The organism is Tabrizicola fusiformis, from assembly GCF_013328815.1.
GTDB lineage: Bacteria > Pseudomonadota > Alphaproteobacteria > Rhodobacterales > Rhodobacteraceae > Fuscibacter.
The window spans coordinates 1-14,771 of the sequence record NZ_JABUHN010000031.1 but is presented as its reverse complement, the minus strand read 5'-3'; the positions used below and the strand labels follow the sequence as shown (position 1 = coordinate 14,771).

Here is a 14,771-nt window from a genome sequence, read left to right as displayed (position 1 = left end):
AGCCGCATCGACGACCTGCTGCCCTGGAACTTCAAGCCGTCAAGATAAGCTGACCGTGGTGGCCAGCGACCGCTTACCCGTATCCGACAAAGCGCCGAATATTGTCCTTTTGCTTGGAGGCCTGGCCGCTTCCCTGTGGGCCGAGAAGCCGGCGTACGAAGGCTGCCGTTGCATCCGGCCAGCGCGCGGGATGCACAAGGAGAGCCTTGAGAAGCGCAGCGCGGTTTCTTGGGGGCAGTTGAAGGAAACGGTCTCCGTAGGCGGCCTCGAGCGCGTCGTGAATCCTGTGCGCCGTGCGTGATGCAATGGATGTCGCAGCACTGGTCCCATTGGTATAGCTCTCGGACCCTTCGAGTCCTTGACCGGATGGTGGAGCAGCAACTCTCAAGCCCGCACCCCGGCCAGGGCGGCCAGGGGAGACCCGTATGGAACCACCAGCGCCGCTTACGACGACGCGAAGGTGCTCGCGTGCGCCCGGCATAAGCAAGTCGGGCTTTACCGCCCCGGCAAAACCCGGGCCAAGAGCGCTGGATGGATTTGACGTATCCAGGATCGGGAAAGGGTCGACATTGGCGCGCGCAGCTGCGCGGTCGTTTGACGAGACCCAGTCTGAATTCTTGGCTCCCACCGTCAATCCGTTCACGGTTTCGCCTGGCGCAAGAAGCCTTCTGTCTGCCTGAATGCCGGCGATGGCCTGGATCAGCGCCGCAGATCTGGCGTCTGGTGTCGCCCCCTCGAAAGCCAGGCTGGTTGAGAAGGCCGGCACCTCGAAATCTCCGACGATATTCCCGGCGCTGACCAGGAAGAGGATCCCGTATCTGTGAGCCAGGCGGTCAAGGAGTCGGGCCCATGGAGACATTTGCCCCTGAAACTGACGGTGCCGGTTACCGAGGGACAAATTGACGATGATGACATGGCGCGCAGTTGGATCAGAGCCATCACGCATCTGCACGATCGCCTGATAGATGACATCCACAATCAACCTGTCCTGCGGAAACTCGTCCGAGCTTCCAAGGACAGGAATGCAATGAATCTGTCGAGGCAACGGCGCCTCGGTCCGGTTCCGGTCCCCATGTATGATAAGAGAAGCCATCGCGGTGCCATGGACACGCTGGCTTACCAAGGCGGCCGGCTCCAGTCCGAAATGGTCCTCGACGATCAGATGGCGACGCAGCAGAGGATGTGCCGCCACAGGAACACCATCCAGAAGCGCAAGGATGGCATCCCTAGAGAGGTCACCATCTGCCGCCGCTGCCTGGAGCGGCAGCATGTCTTCGACTTCGACGGCGGTCGCCACACTTTGCGGACGGATATGCATCACCGAATCCAGACCAGCGATACTGGACTGGGCGCGCTCAATGATTGCCAGGATCGCACGAACCGGCAGGCGGGCCAGAACCGCATGATACGCTATGTCCGTCAGCCTTGCGCGGCTGACGATACGCCCGTCATGCGCCCGAATTGCCTCGGTCAGCTCTGCTTCATTTGAGGCCCCTGCCCTCTCCGCGGCGCGGAACACCAGCTCGATTTCCAAAGCAATCATGTCGTCGCCGCCGCGACCTGCGACCTGCTCGGCGAGAATATCACGGTCCGACCCCTGCACCCTGTCCGAGGGACCCCACGGGCGAAGATCCCGCAAACAATCGAAGACATCCCGCCATGGAGCAAAGCCGGTCCCAAGAGTGCCGGAGCGTAGCCAATTCGTCCAAAGCCGGAGGATCTGGGACAAGGCAGTAGCATCTGGCACGAGAAGATAGGCCACTGGCTGCTTGTCATCTTCGGAGGGTAGTAGTTCCTCTTCGTCAATCAGTTCAAGGCCTGGCACCTTCTTGATCGCATTTGCAAAATTCTGGATACTTCCCCGAACCTCAAAGACAAGCAATCGTTCGGGTGCAAGCGCCGACGGATCCTGCCTGAGTTCAAGACCGGCGGGGTCTCGCGCGAGCACATCTGCAAGGCGCTGAAACGTGGGACCAAGTTTCTGACCCTGAGAGCCCCGCTGGTACTTGGGCGGTGGCGGAGGAAAGCCGGGGCTATCCTTCTTCAGGCGCGGACTTGGCTTTCCGGGTTGGAGCCGCAGCAGTGGTTTTCCCGGGTCGCTGACCATTCAGTAATGCCTCCGGCCTCACTCGGGAGGCCCAGAGATCGAGTTCGATCTTCAGTGCCGCGTCGACGGAAACCTCTCCCAGTCCCAATATCTGCCTGCGGCGCACGCTCTGGCAAAAATCCAGCGCCTCAGCATAGCTCACTGCCCCGAGTTTTCCCGCAATGGTGCGGATCGCAAGGCGTGGCCTATCTGGCCAATGAGAGATCACCCGGTCAAGAAATTCTTCAACTCTGGCGGTATCGGGGGCTGGAAAGTCGAGGCGCAACTGGAAGCGCCGCCAGACAGCTTTATCCAACAGCTCTCCGTGGTTTGTCGCCGCCACGACGATGACATAGCTCGGTAGCTGGTCGAGCTGCATCAACAGGAAAGACACAACCCGCTTGATCTCGCCCGTTTCGTGTGTGTCACCACGCTCTTTACCGATCGCATCGAACTCATCGAAGAAGAGGACGCTCGGACGAGTGCGAACATAGTCAAAGAGTTTACGAAGTCGCGTATTGGTTTCGCCTAGATAGCTGCCGATCAGAGCGTCATACCGGACTACAAAAAAAGGCAGGCCAAGAGCCTCGGCGATGGATTCGGCAAAAGAGGTCTTTCCGTTGCCGGGAGGTCCCGAGAGCAGCACACGATGTCGCGGCTCATAGCCATGGGCTCGCAGCACATCTGCCCGGACGTGTTCCTGGACCAATTGCCTGCCGTTTTCCTGGACGGGCAGCGGCAGCAGCAACTGCTCCATCCGGGCACGCGGATCGACCTCCAGAATGGCTTCCTTGCCTGCTCCTGACAGGATCGCGGCGGATGTCAGTGGCGGCGGAGCGACGGGAACACTCGCCATCGCCTTTTCAAGACGGTCAGCGACGATATGATGGTTCTGCGCTCGCTCTTCTGCCACGAGCGCCTCGGTCGTAGAGCGCAGCATTTCCCGATCACCGGCAGCGCCGGCGCGCACAAGGGCTATCAGGAGGTCACTTCGCGCCATGGTTCAATCAATCAGAGGTCTCACTGCTTCGCTGAATCCTAACCGGAATTTGAGGGAGTGTCTTGCCCACAAATCACTCGAGGTCCATATATGGCCGCCTTCGGCAGACCGGGGCGACGCTACTCGCCCCCATAGCCCCGGTTGCGTTTCGTTCGTGCGAGTTTGAGCAGGGCATTGATCGCTTGTCCCTCATCGCCGTGCCGTTCGATCAGCAACTGGCCCCGGCAGCCGATCCTGCCCCATTCCCGGATCAGACTGGAGCCGCCGAACAGATCACGCTCGACGGTCATCCGGTAGAACCGTCTCATGTTGCAGGAAAGGTCGATCCTCTTCAGCTGGATCTCTCGTGGGAAGGCCTCGCATTGTACAGGGACATCGAACATTCCAAGGCCTCCGAACTCACAGGAGGAATCTTCTCAAACCGCGTTTGTTCTGTCAATGTTCCCTCTTGTTCCGATTTCCCCGACTCGGGAGAGCCAGATGTGCAATTTATATTCCCAGACCAAGAGCCAGGACGCGATGCGTCAGGTGTTCCAGGAAGTCATGGAAGTCGATGAAGAGCTGATCGACGACACCGGGAACCTCCCAACGATGCCGGGCATCTGGCCCGACTATCCGGCACCGATCTTTCGCCCTGCCCCGGGGCGAGGATGGCAGCTGACCAAAGCAAGATGGGGCATGCCAACCCCGCCTGCGTATCTCGAAGGCAAGCGCTCGGACCCCGGGGTGACCAATATCCGCAATGTCGCCTCGCCGCATTGGCGGCGCTGGCTCGGCGTCGAACACCGCTGCCTCGTCCCCTTCACCAGCTTTTCCGAGCTCGACGGAAGAGCCGGCGCGCCGCGCAACCATCCGGTCTGGTTTGCCCTCGGGCCAGATCGACCGCTGGCCTTCTTTGCCGGCATCCGCACCGAATGGACCTCGGTGCGCAAGCTGAAAGAAGGCGAATTGACGACCGAATTGTTCGGCTTCCTCACCTGTACTCCCAATCGCGAGGTGCGACCGGTTCATGAGAAAGCAATGCCGGTGATCCTGACGCGGCCGGAGGAGTGGCGGACCTGGTTGACGGCTCCGACGGAGCAGGCTCTGCGGCTGCAGCGCCCCTTGCCCGACGGTGCCCTGGACATCGTTCTGGAGGGCGCACGTGAAGATCCTGCGTGACCGGCCATGCTCGACGGCCACGACCGATTCCTTCAGCCTGGTCCCTGCCCGCGTCCATGAAGCGGGAGGCTCGGGCAGAAGCAGTTTCGCTCTCTTCCAGGCCTCCCGGCACCCCGGCCCGCTCTTCTGGATCCTGCCACAGCACGAGCCCCTGCGCCCCATGGCACGGGGGTTACCTGCTGGCATCGGGGAACGCCTGCATCTGATCGAGACGCGCTCGGAAACCGACCTTCTCTGGGCGGTCGAGGAGGCCTTGCGCGCACGGCCCTCCGGCCTCGTCATCGGCGAGCCCACGAAGCCGCTCAGTCTGACCGCAGGACGGCGGCTGCAACTGGCCGCCGAAGCCGGGCAAACCACCGGCCTGTTGCTGATCCGGGAGGGTCAGGGCTGCAACGCGGCCGAGACCCGCTGGAAATGTGATCCGGCAGGCGGACCCGCGGACTCGACTCGTCATCAGTGGAGTCTTAATAAGAACAAATCAGGAACTCTTGGACTCTGGACCGTGCAGTGGGATGGCGCGACGACTGCTTGCCATATGGTTTCCGAGGCTGGCCAGTGACGTCAGCCTGCGGACACGCCCCGTCGAGGGGCCCTTTGCCCTGACGCATCGCGCGGGCAATGTCGATCAGTTGCACTGTCTCAATGCTGCTGCGCGAGCTCAGGGTCTGCATCGCGGCATGCCCCTGGCAGATGCCCGCGCCCTTGTGCCCGATCTGGCGACGCGCCTCGCGGATCCGGTGCGTGAGACGGCAGCGCTGGTGGCTCTGCGCCGTTGGGCGGTGCGCTATGCGCCTCAGGTCGCAACAGATGGTGACGACGGGTTGATCGCGGACATCACCGGGGTCGCGCATCTCTTCGGCGGCGAGGAGGATCTGCGCGGCGATCTCCAGGCCCGGCTGATCCGGGCGGGTCTGAACGCGCAAAGCGCGATTGCCGGCAGCCGCGGCGGTGCGCACGCGCTGGCCCGCCATGGCGGCGGGATCGTGCCGGATGGATTGCTGGCGGAGCGGCTCGGCCGTCTGCCGGTCTCGGCGCTGCGCATCTCGCCGGAGATTTCCGAGGGGCTGTCGCGCATGGGACTTTCTCGCATTGCCGATCTGATCCCCCTGCCGCGGGCTCCGCTCGCGCGCCGGTTCGGGCCGGGGCTGGTCACGACGCTGGACCAGATGCTCGGCACCATGCCTGAGCCTGTCAGTGCCCTGCCCGAGGCGCCGCAGTTCGGGGTACGCATGACATTGCCCGAACCGATCGGGCTGACGGGTGATGTGATGGCGGGGCTCGACCGTCTGCTCGAGCGCCTCTGCGGCAAGCTGGCCTCAGCCCATATGGGTGCGCGGCGCGTGCGGCTGGAACTGCGTCGGGTCGACAAGGCAACTGTCACGGTCGAAGTCGGGCTCGCCCGGGCGATGAGGGATCCCGTCCGTATCTCTGCACTGTTCCGCAAGGGTGTCGAAGAGGTCGATTCCGGCTATGGGATCGACGCGCTTCGGATCGAAGCCGTGGTGACGGAGCCTTTGGCTCCACAACAGATCGGAGAGGCAAAGGTCAGGCAGGAGGACGAGCTCAACGACCTGATCTCCCGCCTCGGCAATCGCCTGGGCTTCGACCACGTCCTGCGGTTTCTGCCCGCCGAGAGCCGCATCCCGGAACGGAGCTTCCTGACGGTGCCCGCCGCCTATAGCGAGGCGACCCCTCTGCCCTTCCGCAAGCGTCCCCGCCGACCGGCCATGATCTTTCCGCCAGAGCCGGTCACAGCAGCCTCGGGGCATCCCCCGGCGCGGTTTCGCTGGCGACGGATGAGCTTCACCACCCTGCGCGCTGCCGGGCCAGAACGGATCACCCCGGAATGGTGGTTCGATGATCCCGCCTGGCGCAGCGGCGTTCGGGACTATTGGCGGATCGAGACGAAGGAAGGGCCGCGGCTCTGGCTCTTTCATACCCCCATGGCCCCGGCCTGGGCCGTGCAGGGGACATTCCTGTGACCGCCTATGCCGAACTCTGCGTCACCACCAACTTCACCTTCCTCACGGGCGCGTCGCATCCCGAAGAACTGGTGACGCGGGCGGCCGAACTCGGGCTGACGGCCATCGCGATCACCGACCGGAATTCGGTGGCGGGTGTAGTTCGGGCCTTCTCGGCCCTGAAGGAACTGACGCGGCTGCGGGAAGCCGAACATGCCGGTGACGAAGGTCCGGCGATCCGGTCACAGCGGGTTACCGATCCCTCCAGCCGGCAGCAGCTGTTAACCGGCCAGAACCAGACAGCTGCGGGGATCCAGCCGGAGAGCCGCCTGCCCCGCCTGATCCCTGGCGCCCGTCTCGTATTCACCGACAGCCCGGTCGAATGGCTGGCCCTGCCCACCGATATCGCGGCCTGGTCGCGGCTGACCCGGCTCCTGTCCCTCGGCAAGCGCCGTGCCCCCAAGGGCGAGTGCCATCTGCAGGAGGCGGATCTGCAGGACTGGGGCTTGGGCATGATCCTGATCGCACTGCCACCCGATGTGCTGGATGCCGTTTCCCCCGAGCTGCATCGGATCGAGATCAGCCTTCGACGGGTTTCCCGCAGGTTCGCCGGGCAATGCTATCTCGGTGCGGCGCCCTTCTATGACGGACAGGATCAGGAGCGGATAGACCGGATCGCCATCCTCTCTCAGGCCACCGGCCTGCCCAAGGTCGCTGTGGGAGAAGTCATGATGCACCGCTCGGCACGCCGCCCGCTGGCGGATGTGCTGACCTGCCTGCGCGAGGGTTGCACCATCGATACCATCGGCGAGCGACGGCTGGCCAATGGCGAACGCCGCCTGAAGGCCGGTGCCGAGATGGCCCGGATGTTCCATCGATACCCGGCGGCAATCCGCCGCTCGGTCGAGATCGCCGACCGCTGCGCCTTCCGGCTCGACCAGCTGCGCTACCAATATCCGGATGAAGCACAGGATGGCGAACCGGCACAGGCAAGGCTGGAGCGTCTGGTCCGAGAGGGGCTGCAGCGCCGGTATCCCGACGGTGCGCCGCCAAAGATCGTGACGCGGGTCGGGAAGGAACTGCGGCTGATCGCCGAGGTGGAATATGCGCCCTACTTCCTGACAGTCCATGACATCGTGGTCTTCGCCAGATCGCGTGGGATCCTTTGCCAGGGGCGCGGCTCAGCCGCCAATTCGGTGGTCTGCTATCTTCTCGGCATCACCGAGGTTCCGCCGGAGAGCATCACCCTGATCTTCGAGCGCTTCATCTCGAAGGACCGCGGCGAGCCACCCGACATCGACGTCGACTTCGAGCACGAGCGGCGGGAAGAGGTGATCCAGTGGATCTACGAACGCTATACCCGCGAGCGCGCTGGCCTGACCGCTGTCGTGATCCATTTCCGGTCGCGGGCTGCGATCCGTGAGGTCGGCAAGGTCATTGGGCTGAGCCAGGATGTGATCGCCCGGCTCTCGGGTCAGATCTGGGGATCATCCTCTTCGGCGCCGGGAGAGGACCGGCTGCGGGATGCCGGGTTGAACGCGGACAACTCCCGCGTCGCCCTGGCGATGCAGCTGATTGGCGACATCATCGGCTTTCCCCGGCACCTGTCGCAGCATGTCGGCGGCTTCGTCATCACCCATGGCCGTCTGGACGAGCTGTGCCCGATCGAGAATGCGGCCATGGAGGATCGCACCGTCATTGAATGGGACAAGGACGATATCGACGCGCTCGGCCTTCTGAAGGTCGATATCCTTGCGCTCGGGATGTTGACAGCAATCCAGAAGGCCTTCGGGCTGATCGAGGATCAGCGGGGCAGGAAGCTGACGCTGGCGAATGTCCCAGCCGAGGATGGTCAGGTCTATGAGATGCTCTGCCGCGCTGACGCCATCGGGGTCTTCCAGGTGGAAAGCCGGGCGCAGCTCAACTTCCTGCCTCGGATGCAGCCGCGCAAATTCTACGACCTGGTCTGCGAGGTCGCCATCGTCAGGCCAGGCCCGATCCAGGGTGGCATGGTGCATCCGTTCATCAATCGCCGACAGGGGAAGGAGAAGGTAGAGGATCTGGGCCCCGCGATGATGGAAGTGCTTGGACGGACCTACGGCGTTCCGCTGTTTCAGGAGCAGGCGATGCAGATCGCGGTGGTCGCGGCGGGCTTCTCGCCGGCGGAAGCGGACCGGCTGCGCCGCAGCCTCGCGACCTTCAAACGCATGGGAACCATTGGCTCATTCCGGGACAGGTTCATCAGCGGCATGCTGGCACGCGGCTATGACGCCGAGTTTGCCGCGCGCTGCTTTGCCCAGATCGAGGGCTTTGGCAGCTATGGGTTCCCGGAAAGCCACGCCGCGAGCTTCGCACGGCTGGTCTATATTTCTGCCTGGCTGAAGCATCATCATCAGGCGATCTTCACCTGCGCATTATTGAACGCGCAACCGATGGGTTTCTACGCACCGGCGCAGCTGATCCGGGATGCCCGCGATCACGGCGTCGAGGTGCGGCCGGTCTCTGTGAACCATTCGGAATGGGATTGCACCCTCGAGCGGCGCCCGGACGATGCGCTCGCCTTGCGGCTAGGGTTCCGCCAGATCAAGGGCATGCGGGAAGAGGATGCAGGCTGGATCGTCGCTGCCCGCGGCAACGGCTATCCCGATGTCGAGAGCCTGTGGCGGCGGGCAGGAGTTCATCCCGATGCGCTGGAGCGCCTGGCGGAAGCGGACGCCTTTGCCTGTCTGGGACAGAACCGGAGGGACATGCTCTGGCAAGCGAAAGCCCTGAGAGCGCCAAAGCCGCTGCCGCTGTTCGGCATGGATGGGGAAGGGGGCGCGGAACCTTCTGTGCATCTTCCGCAGATGACGCTTGGACAAGAGGTGATCGAGGACTATCTGACGCTTCGGCTTTCGCTGCGGGCTCATCCGCTGGAGCTGTTGCGGCCAAATCTGCCGGAAAGCCTTCCGCATCAACAGCTGTCAGAGGCGAAGGGCAGGGTGACCGTCACCGGCCTCGTCATCACCCGCCAGAGACCGGGAACAGCATCCGGCGTGGTCTTCGTCACATTGGAGGATGAGACCGGCGTTGCCAATGTCGTGGTCTGGAAGAAGGTCTATGAGGCTTTCCGAAAGGCGGTGATTGCGGGGCGTTTGCTGCGGGTGACTGGCAGGATCGAGCGGGATGGTGCCGTTGTTCACCTCGTTGCAGAGCAGATCGAAGATCTTTCGCCGCGCCTTGCGACGATCGGGCAGCAGTTGAAGATCGGGGCCGAGACCGAGCGGGCAGGGGAGACGGTGCGGCCGATCCGAACCGGGGGCAGGGCGGTCGCGCGGCATCCCCGCGAGCAGGCGCGAAAGTTGTTCCCCAGCAGGGATTTTCATTAAAGCCGGATGTGATGTCATCCGCGGATGACATCCGCACAGAAGAACTGCAGCCATGTCATCCGCGGATGACATCAAGTTGCGACCATCAGTTGGTTTAGCATTCGATCAACATTGAACGACTCAGATCTCTTCCCAAGCGTAATTGCGTGAAAGTATGCCGCTGGCTGGCGAATTTTTTCCGCTCGCTCGAGGATTGCTAGTAGGGTGGCAGCGGTGTTTTCACGACCTTGCCTAGTTTCTGCTCGATTGTACACAATACTCGATATGCCGATCCATGAGGCGATCTGATGTACTTGTGCTAGTACGTCATTCCATGTGGATAGACCTGACTGCAGCCAAGTCCCGGCCGTAGGGCAGGCGGTCCTGAGCTTTCTTAGCAGATTTTCTGCTGAGCTTAGATTTTTGGCTCTGATCTTGAGTTCTGTCCTATCTATTTCAATATCTTCTTCTTTTGACTTATGAATGTGCCCGACATTTTGCTGGTCGTTGGCCGACATTTTGTCTGCTTCTTCCGAGTTTGCCGTGATCGTGCCATTACATCTGCTACGAGCATCAGCGGCAACTTCCAGCGTTGAAAGCATGTGCTCCAACATGTCTATGGGGAGTTTCCGTCGAAGCACTTGCCTAAGCTGAGCATCTTTCGCGGGATCAATGCTGAGATGATCAGAGGCAGCAAGAAGAGACAGAATTTGTTGTCGCAACATCGCTGCATGCGATGCTCGCTTGCTCTCTTCCAGTGCAAAGGCCGAAATCTCAGGCGCTTTCTCAATGAGTGGGGACAGATCGAAGCCGAAGGCCAATGCCTTGTTCGTCGGTCCGCGAAGCTTGAACCGCTTCCTATTCGAACTATCATTGCGTCGAAGCAATCCTGCCTCAATGAGTTGAGAGACATGCCTTTGGAATGTGCGCTCGCATAGACCGTTTAGCCGCTCTAGAATGCTCTCGTTTGAGGCGAAGACAATCATCTGTCCGTCGCCTTCCCGGAGAAAAGAGAGAAGAGCTGCAAGGGTTGTTAGGTGCCCAGCCTTGAGCCCATAACTAGTCCGAGCATCTCGGAGGCTACGGAAAACTGACCACCAGGGTGCTATCTGCCGGTCGGTGTCAGAAAGCTTCTGAACCGAGCATGTGTCACGGGAAGAATGTTTCATAGTTGTTGCTCAGTGCCACCGCTGGCCATGAGTACCCAAAGCCTTCCAACGGGACACCCAGTCGAAAGGCATAAAAAGTCGCTCTGCCGAATCGGCAGTTCTTGACCATCAAGGGGAAGGGCTGCTAAAACTGAGCTACCACACGCAGTTTAGAGCTCTCCGGGGGATACTCTGGGGGGCTCTTATTGTTTGACGGTGACGTTCTGCTCCTCTGCTAAGCTGTTGAAGGTTTGGATCATTCCTCTGGCTTGCTTGTTGCGCGCCATTGGGAATGGAGTTGCTGGATAAGGGCTGGAGCATTCTGCTCAACCCAAGCACAGAATTCGGGAGCGTCCTTTCCGGACAGTGCCAAAAGCACCTCGTGACCTGAGCGTCTGACCTGTCCCAGTTTCGTACCGTCCTCGGTACTCACGCTGACAGGAGTGGATTTTTCGGTGATCTGCCCGGTTGGTTTGATCTTGGCCGAAGCGAGGATAATTTCGAAGCGCCGATCACTTGACGGTTCTTTGTCGAGGCGTGCCCTGACTTTCGCGGCGCTCTCGATCAGATCTATGCCGGTCTCGCGAGCAAGGTCGGCGAGTTCCATCCAGCGACGCCGTCCGATGTCGTGGGCCGGGCCAATTGCTTCGATAACAGACAGCGGGATAGCCTGTTGAACAATAGTCAACATGGAGAGTGCTTGGCGACTGATCCCAAGCGCGTCCTGTATAGTGCCGCTCTCGTAACCCGCATCGCGAAGAGCCCCCGCGAACACCGCTTTTTCAATGAAGGAAGGATTGACTCGAAGGCTATTCTCTTGGCCTTGCGCGACGACTGACGCTTCATCGTCGAGGCTGCGAACTAAAGCCTTTACGGGGATTCCCAACATGCGGGCCGCTGCAATGCGCCGCCGACCGTAAACTACTCGATACCTATCAGGTTCGGCCGATGGTCGGACAAGGATCGGAACTTGCTGGCCATGCTGTCGAATGCTCTCGGCGAGCGCCTGGATGGCATCTTCTTCAAGTGCAAGGCGATCACGTGGACCGTCCTCGATGATGACGGAAGGATCCAAATCCCGGATAGAGTTTGCACTCATCTCCAGCAAACCCCCACGCAGCGCGCGTGCGGAACGAATTCTGGGTTGCCCGGTTTCTTCAACCGGATGCCCTTGAATGTCCGTAGCAGTGGACGAAGGGACACCAGCTTTGATGTTTTCGAAAAGCTTACGTGCCATTAGCGCCCCCAACCCTTCTGGATAACTGCTTCCAGTTCGTCCGCGACAGCGTTTACGCTGTTAAGCGCTCGCTCCAGTGTAGTTCGAACAAGTTGCTTGGGATCAACCTCATAAACCGTTTGATGGGTCATTCCAGCATCACTGATTGCTGTCGACTTGAGCATAGGGTTGACCATGACCAAGCCGCCGAGAAGGTGACGCAAGTAGCTTGCCATTTGCGTCTGCGGGCCGTCAGAGGGTTCGTAGCGGGTGATGAGGAATTTGAGGAAATCCCATTCCTGCGAACGTCCAGTACTCTCGTTGATGGCGCGCATGGTTTCAGCTGCCAACTTGAGAAATTGACTCATACTCGCAATGTCCAGCATGCCGGGAACCACAGTTACGAGGAGGCCATTCGATGCGGCAAGCGCTGTCAATGTAGTAAAGCCAAGCTGGGGAGGGCAGTCGATCAAGACCAGATCGTAGTCGTCCTGCACACTCATGAGCGCTTCGGTGAGCCTTACGGCGAACAGAGAGTGCGCAGCCCGGCCCATCGCATTTTGGCTAAGAGCATTTGCCGTCTCGGTTTCGTATTCTGCAAGAATGAGGCTGGCAGGTGCGATGTCCAGATTCGGAAAATAGGTCTTGCGGATGACTTGCTTCAGATCTGCGCGCCGAATTCCAGCGCTAGGATCCTCATACGCGAGGGCGTCATAGATGGTTAACTCGCCCTCTTTTTCGAAGTCCAGTTCTGGTCTGTATCCGAAGAACGTAGTGAGGCTGCCCTGGGCGTCCATGTCGATGGCAAGCACTCGGTAGCCACGCAACGCATAACGCTGTGCGAGGTGTATGCAGGTCGTGGTCTTCGAGCTTCCGCCCTTAAAGTTCACGACCGAAATGACCTGTAACTCGTCATCTCCGCGACGGCCGGGCTTATAGGTTTCAGCGTTCTTTCCGGTGCGGAACATGATATCGCGGATGGTGGCGAGCTCTTCCGCGGAATAGAGGCGATGCCCGCGCGCATCGGTCTCGACCTCGGGGAAGGAACCATCCTTGTGTCGAGTTCGCAGATTTGAAGCGGTGATCCCAGTGAACTCAGAGACTTCGCCGGCAGTGAACTTTCGAAGGCTCTTCCTCTCGCTCGGCATGTAGGCGCGCCGCATCTCTTGGTCGAGGGACGCGGCCAGAACGTCAGAATAGTGGCTGATCATGTCCACATTGACACTCAAGCCATCAGGCGAAGTGTTGCTTTGATCGTTCATCTCTGCTCCGCTCGTTCGGCCGTTCACGGCTCTTAGTGAGTTGTTGACGGTGTGAAGGGCAAAAGAGCCCTGTCCAGCGTCGGAATCAGAAATGCCATGCAACTAGCGATCAAGCAAACCTTTTTTCACCGACGATGAAAGCTCGCAAGCGAGGTCTGTATGTTGGGGCAGCTTCAATATGTTGATAATCATATCGAATCTGGGTCAATTTGTAGAGATACCTGATGAGAGCGGGTGTATCCACACACGAGCAGCAACAGTTGAGAGGGGGGCGAAGTTCCTCCTTGCAAGGGGTCGATTCGCTGAAAGTCGATCTTGAAGCAGTTACAGACCCGCCGCTTTCGTTAAGTTTATCCGGAACAGGTCGCGGCGGCGCTGATACCTGCGGGTCATCTCGGCGCTGGCATGGCCGAGCTGCTTCTGGACGTGGCGCTCGTCCACCTCGGCCGAAGAGGCAAGACCTGCGCGCAGCGAATGGCCCGAGAAGAAGGCAGGGCGGTCTTTCGCGGGCAGGTCTCCGCGAAGCCCGGCCGCCTGTGCGGCCCGCTTGACCAGCCGCGCGACCTCGCGGTCGTTCAGCCGTAGCGGCCCGGGCTCCCTTCCCTTTCCAGTGATACGGCGGAACAGCGGCCCTTGGCTGATCCGCGCGAGTTTCAGCCACAACTCCAGCGCCTCGACCGGGCAGGTGGCGGGTGAGGAGCCGCGGCCGATCTCGACCTCACGCCAGCCGGTCTTGCCGCGCAGCGTAACCAGCAGCCCGCCGGACAGAACCTCGACCCAGCCGCGCCCATCCGCCGTTTGGTCACGACTGACATCAAGCCCGGTGATTTCGGACCGCCGCAAGCCCCCGGCAAAGCCGATCAGCAGCATGGCCCGATCCCGCAGCCCGCGCAGCGTGCCCCGGTCGCAGGTTTCCAGCATCGCGAGCAGATCCTCGGGCAGGATCGCCTCTTTCTGGCGCGGCGGCGCGGCATGGCTGTTGCGGATCCCAGCCAGAACCGTGGCTATATGGCGGTCGCGCCGGTCCAGCTTCAGCCCGCGCTGCGTATAGGCCCAGACCAGTGCCGACAGTCGCCGTTCGATGGTCGAGACCGCGTTCTTCCGACCGCCGACCGATTTCGTACCGCTGGCGCAGGCGGTGATGTAGAGACCAGTGATCTGTGGATCAGGGTGCGTGGCCTTCAACCCCTCGCGCCGGCACCAGCCGGCAAAATGCTTCCAGTCGGCGGCATAGGCCTTGCGGGTATTGGCCGAACTCGCCGCGTCGGCATAGGTCCGCGCCCGCTCTGCCAGATCGCGCAAAGCAGGGGGCTGATGATCGGAAGGGGCAGGGGTGGGGGCTGCCTGTTCCACATTCTCCTGATTGATCACATCATCAGCCATCGGGACACCTCCGGTCTGGTAACGTCGGCGGCCCTGCCTCTATCTGCAGGCCGGCATGCCAACAGGAAGGCCGAAAGCCCGTCGAAATCCTGCGGGCAAAGGAACCGTGATGGACGGCAACGGGCGTGAATGTCGGTCTGCCGGAGTTATTGAGACTTCGGTCCATTTGTTTTCAATGGTTTGCCTGCGTCGCATTTCTGAGACTGA

11 protein-coding genes are annotated in these 14,771 nt (G+C 61.0%); 4 read left to right on the top strand and 7 right to left on the bottom strand.

What is annotated here, in order from left to right; all coding sequences use genetic code 11:
• Positions 1 to 73: 73 nt before the first annotated feature.
• The 3 genes from HS053_RS21615 to HS053_RS21605 form a co-directional block, all read right to left on the bottom strand.
• Positions 74 to 2,107: a S8 family peptidase gene (locus HS053_RS21615; RefSeq protein ID WP_194245631.1), complete on the bottom strand. Its 2,034-nt coding sequence runs from the start codon at positions 2,105 to 2,107 to the stop codon at positions 74 to 76.
• A complete protein-coding gene (locus tag HS053_RS21610; protein ID WP_174213307.1) occupies positions 2,034 to 3,086 on the bottom strand; it encodes an AAA family ATPase in 1,053 nt (350 codons plus the stop codon). The genes HS053_RS21615 and HS053_RS21610 overlap by 74 nt, the downstream gene beginning before the upstream one ends.
• Before the next feature lie 119 nt (positions 3,087 to 3,205).
• Positions 3,206 to 3,469, bottom strand: a complete 264-nt coding sequence (locus tag HS053_RS21605; protein ID WP_174213306.1) for a WGR domain-containing protein — start codon at positions 3,467 to 3,469, stop codon at positions 3,206 to 3,208.
• A gap of 55 nt (positions 3,470 to 3,524) precedes the next feature.
• Here HS053_RS21605 and HS053_RS21600 point away from each other — a divergent pair, with 55 nt between their 5' ends.
• From HS053_RS21600 to HS053_RS21585, 4 genes are read left to right on the top strand one after another with little or no spacing between them, the layout of a single operon-like run.
• Positions 3,525 to 4,247: an SOS response-associated peptidase gene (locus HS053_RS21600; RefSeq protein ID WP_347233370.1), complete on the top strand. Its 723-nt coding sequence runs from the start codon at positions 3,525 to 3,527 to the stop codon at positions 4,245 to 4,247.
• The gene (locus tag HS053_RS21595; RefSeq protein WP_347233369.1) at positions 4,231 to 4,806 is read left to right on the top strand and encodes an ImuA family protein; all 576 of its coding nucleotides are present in this window, start codon (positions 4,231 to 4,233) and stop codon (positions 4,804 to 4,806) included. The genes HS053_RS21600 and HS053_RS21595 overlap by 17 nt, the downstream gene beginning before the upstream one ends.
• Positions 4,760 to 6,229, top strand: a complete 1,470-nt coding sequence (locus tag HS053_RS21590) for a Y-family DNA polymerase (RefSeq protein WP_174213304.1) — start codon at positions 4,760 to 4,762, stop codon at positions 6,227 to 6,229. The genes HS053_RS21595 and HS053_RS21590 overlap by 47 nt, the downstream gene beginning before the upstream one ends.
• The gene (locus HS053_RS21585) at positions 6,226 to 9,576 is read left to right on the top strand and encodes an error-prone DNA polymerase (protein ID WP_174213303.1); all 3,351 of its coding nucleotides are present in this window, start codon (positions 6,226 to 6,228) and stop codon (positions 9,574 to 9,576) included. The genes HS053_RS21590 and HS053_RS21585 overlap by 4 nt, the downstream gene beginning before the upstream one ends.
• Before the next feature lie 71 nt (positions 9,577 to 9,647).
• Here HS053_RS21585 and repC read toward each other — a convergent pair whose 3' ends face one another.
• The 4 genes from repC to HS053_RS21565 form a co-directional block, all read right to left on the bottom strand.
• Positions 9,648 to 10,724, bottom strand: a complete 1,077-nt coding sequence (gene repC, locus HS053_RS21580; RefSeq protein ID WP_174213302.1) for a plasmid replication protein RepC — start codon at positions 10,722 to 10,724, stop codon at positions 9,648 to 9,650.
• 235 nt (positions 10,725 to 10,959) lie between these two features.
• Positions 10,960 to 11,940 (bottom strand): plasmid partitioning protein RepB, encoded by a 981-nt coding sequence (gene repB, locus HS053_RS21575; protein ID WP_174213301.1) that lies wholly within the window; start codon positions 11,938 to 11,940, stop codon positions 10,960 to 10,962.
• Positions 11,940 to 13,181 (bottom strand): plasmid partitioning protein RepA, encoded by a 1,242-nt coding sequence (gene repA, locus HS053_RS21570; RefSeq protein ID WP_370584893.1) that lies wholly within the window; start codon positions 13,179 to 13,181, stop codon positions 11,940 to 11,942. Before repA ends, repB begins: the two co-directional genes overlap by 1 nt.
• Before the next feature lie 324 nt (positions 13,182 to 13,505).
• Positions 13,506 to 14,564: a site-specific integrase gene (locus tag HS053_RS21565; RefSeq protein ID WP_174213300.1), complete on the bottom strand. Its 1,059-nt coding sequence runs from the start codon at positions 14,562 to 14,564 to the stop codon at positions 13,506 to 13,508.
• Positions 14,565 to 14,771: the final 207 nt, after the last annotated feature.

Coding starts and splice junctions, on each gene's coding strand:
- HS053_RS21615 (WP_194245631.1), bottom strand. CDS start 2,107: ATGGTCAGCGACCCGGGAAAACCACTGCTGCGGCTCCAACCCGGAAAG.
- HS053_RS21610 (WP_174213307.1), bottom strand. CDS start 3,086: ATGGCGCGAAGTGACCTCCTGATAGCCCTTGTGCGCGCCGGCGCTGCC.
- HS053_RS21605 (WP_174213306.1), bottom strand. CDS start 3,469: ATGTTCGATGTCCCTGTACAATGCGAGGCCTTCCCACGAGAGATCCAG.
- HS053_RS21600 (WP_347233370.1), top strand. CDS start 3,525: ATGTTCCCTCTTGTTCCGATTTCCCCGACTCGGGAGAGCCAGATGTGC.
- HS053_RS21590 (WP_174213304.1), top strand. CDS start 4,760: ATGGCGCGACGACTGCTTGCCATATGGTTTCCGAGGCTGGCCAGTGAC.
- repC (WP_174213302.1), bottom strand. CDS start 10,724: ATGAAACATTCTTCCCGTGACACATGCTCGGTTCAGAAGCTTTCTGAC.
- repB (WP_174213301.1), bottom strand. CDS start 11,940: ATGGCACGTAAGCTTTTCGAAAACATCAAAGCTGGTGTCCCTTCGTCC.
- repA (WP_370584893.1), bottom strand. CDS start 13,181: ATGAACGATCAAAGCAACACTTCGCCTGATGGCTTGAGTGTCAATGTG.
- HS053_RS21565 (WP_174213300.1), bottom strand. CDS start 14,564: ATGGCTGATGATGTGATCAATCAGGAGAATGTGGAACAGGCAGCCCCC.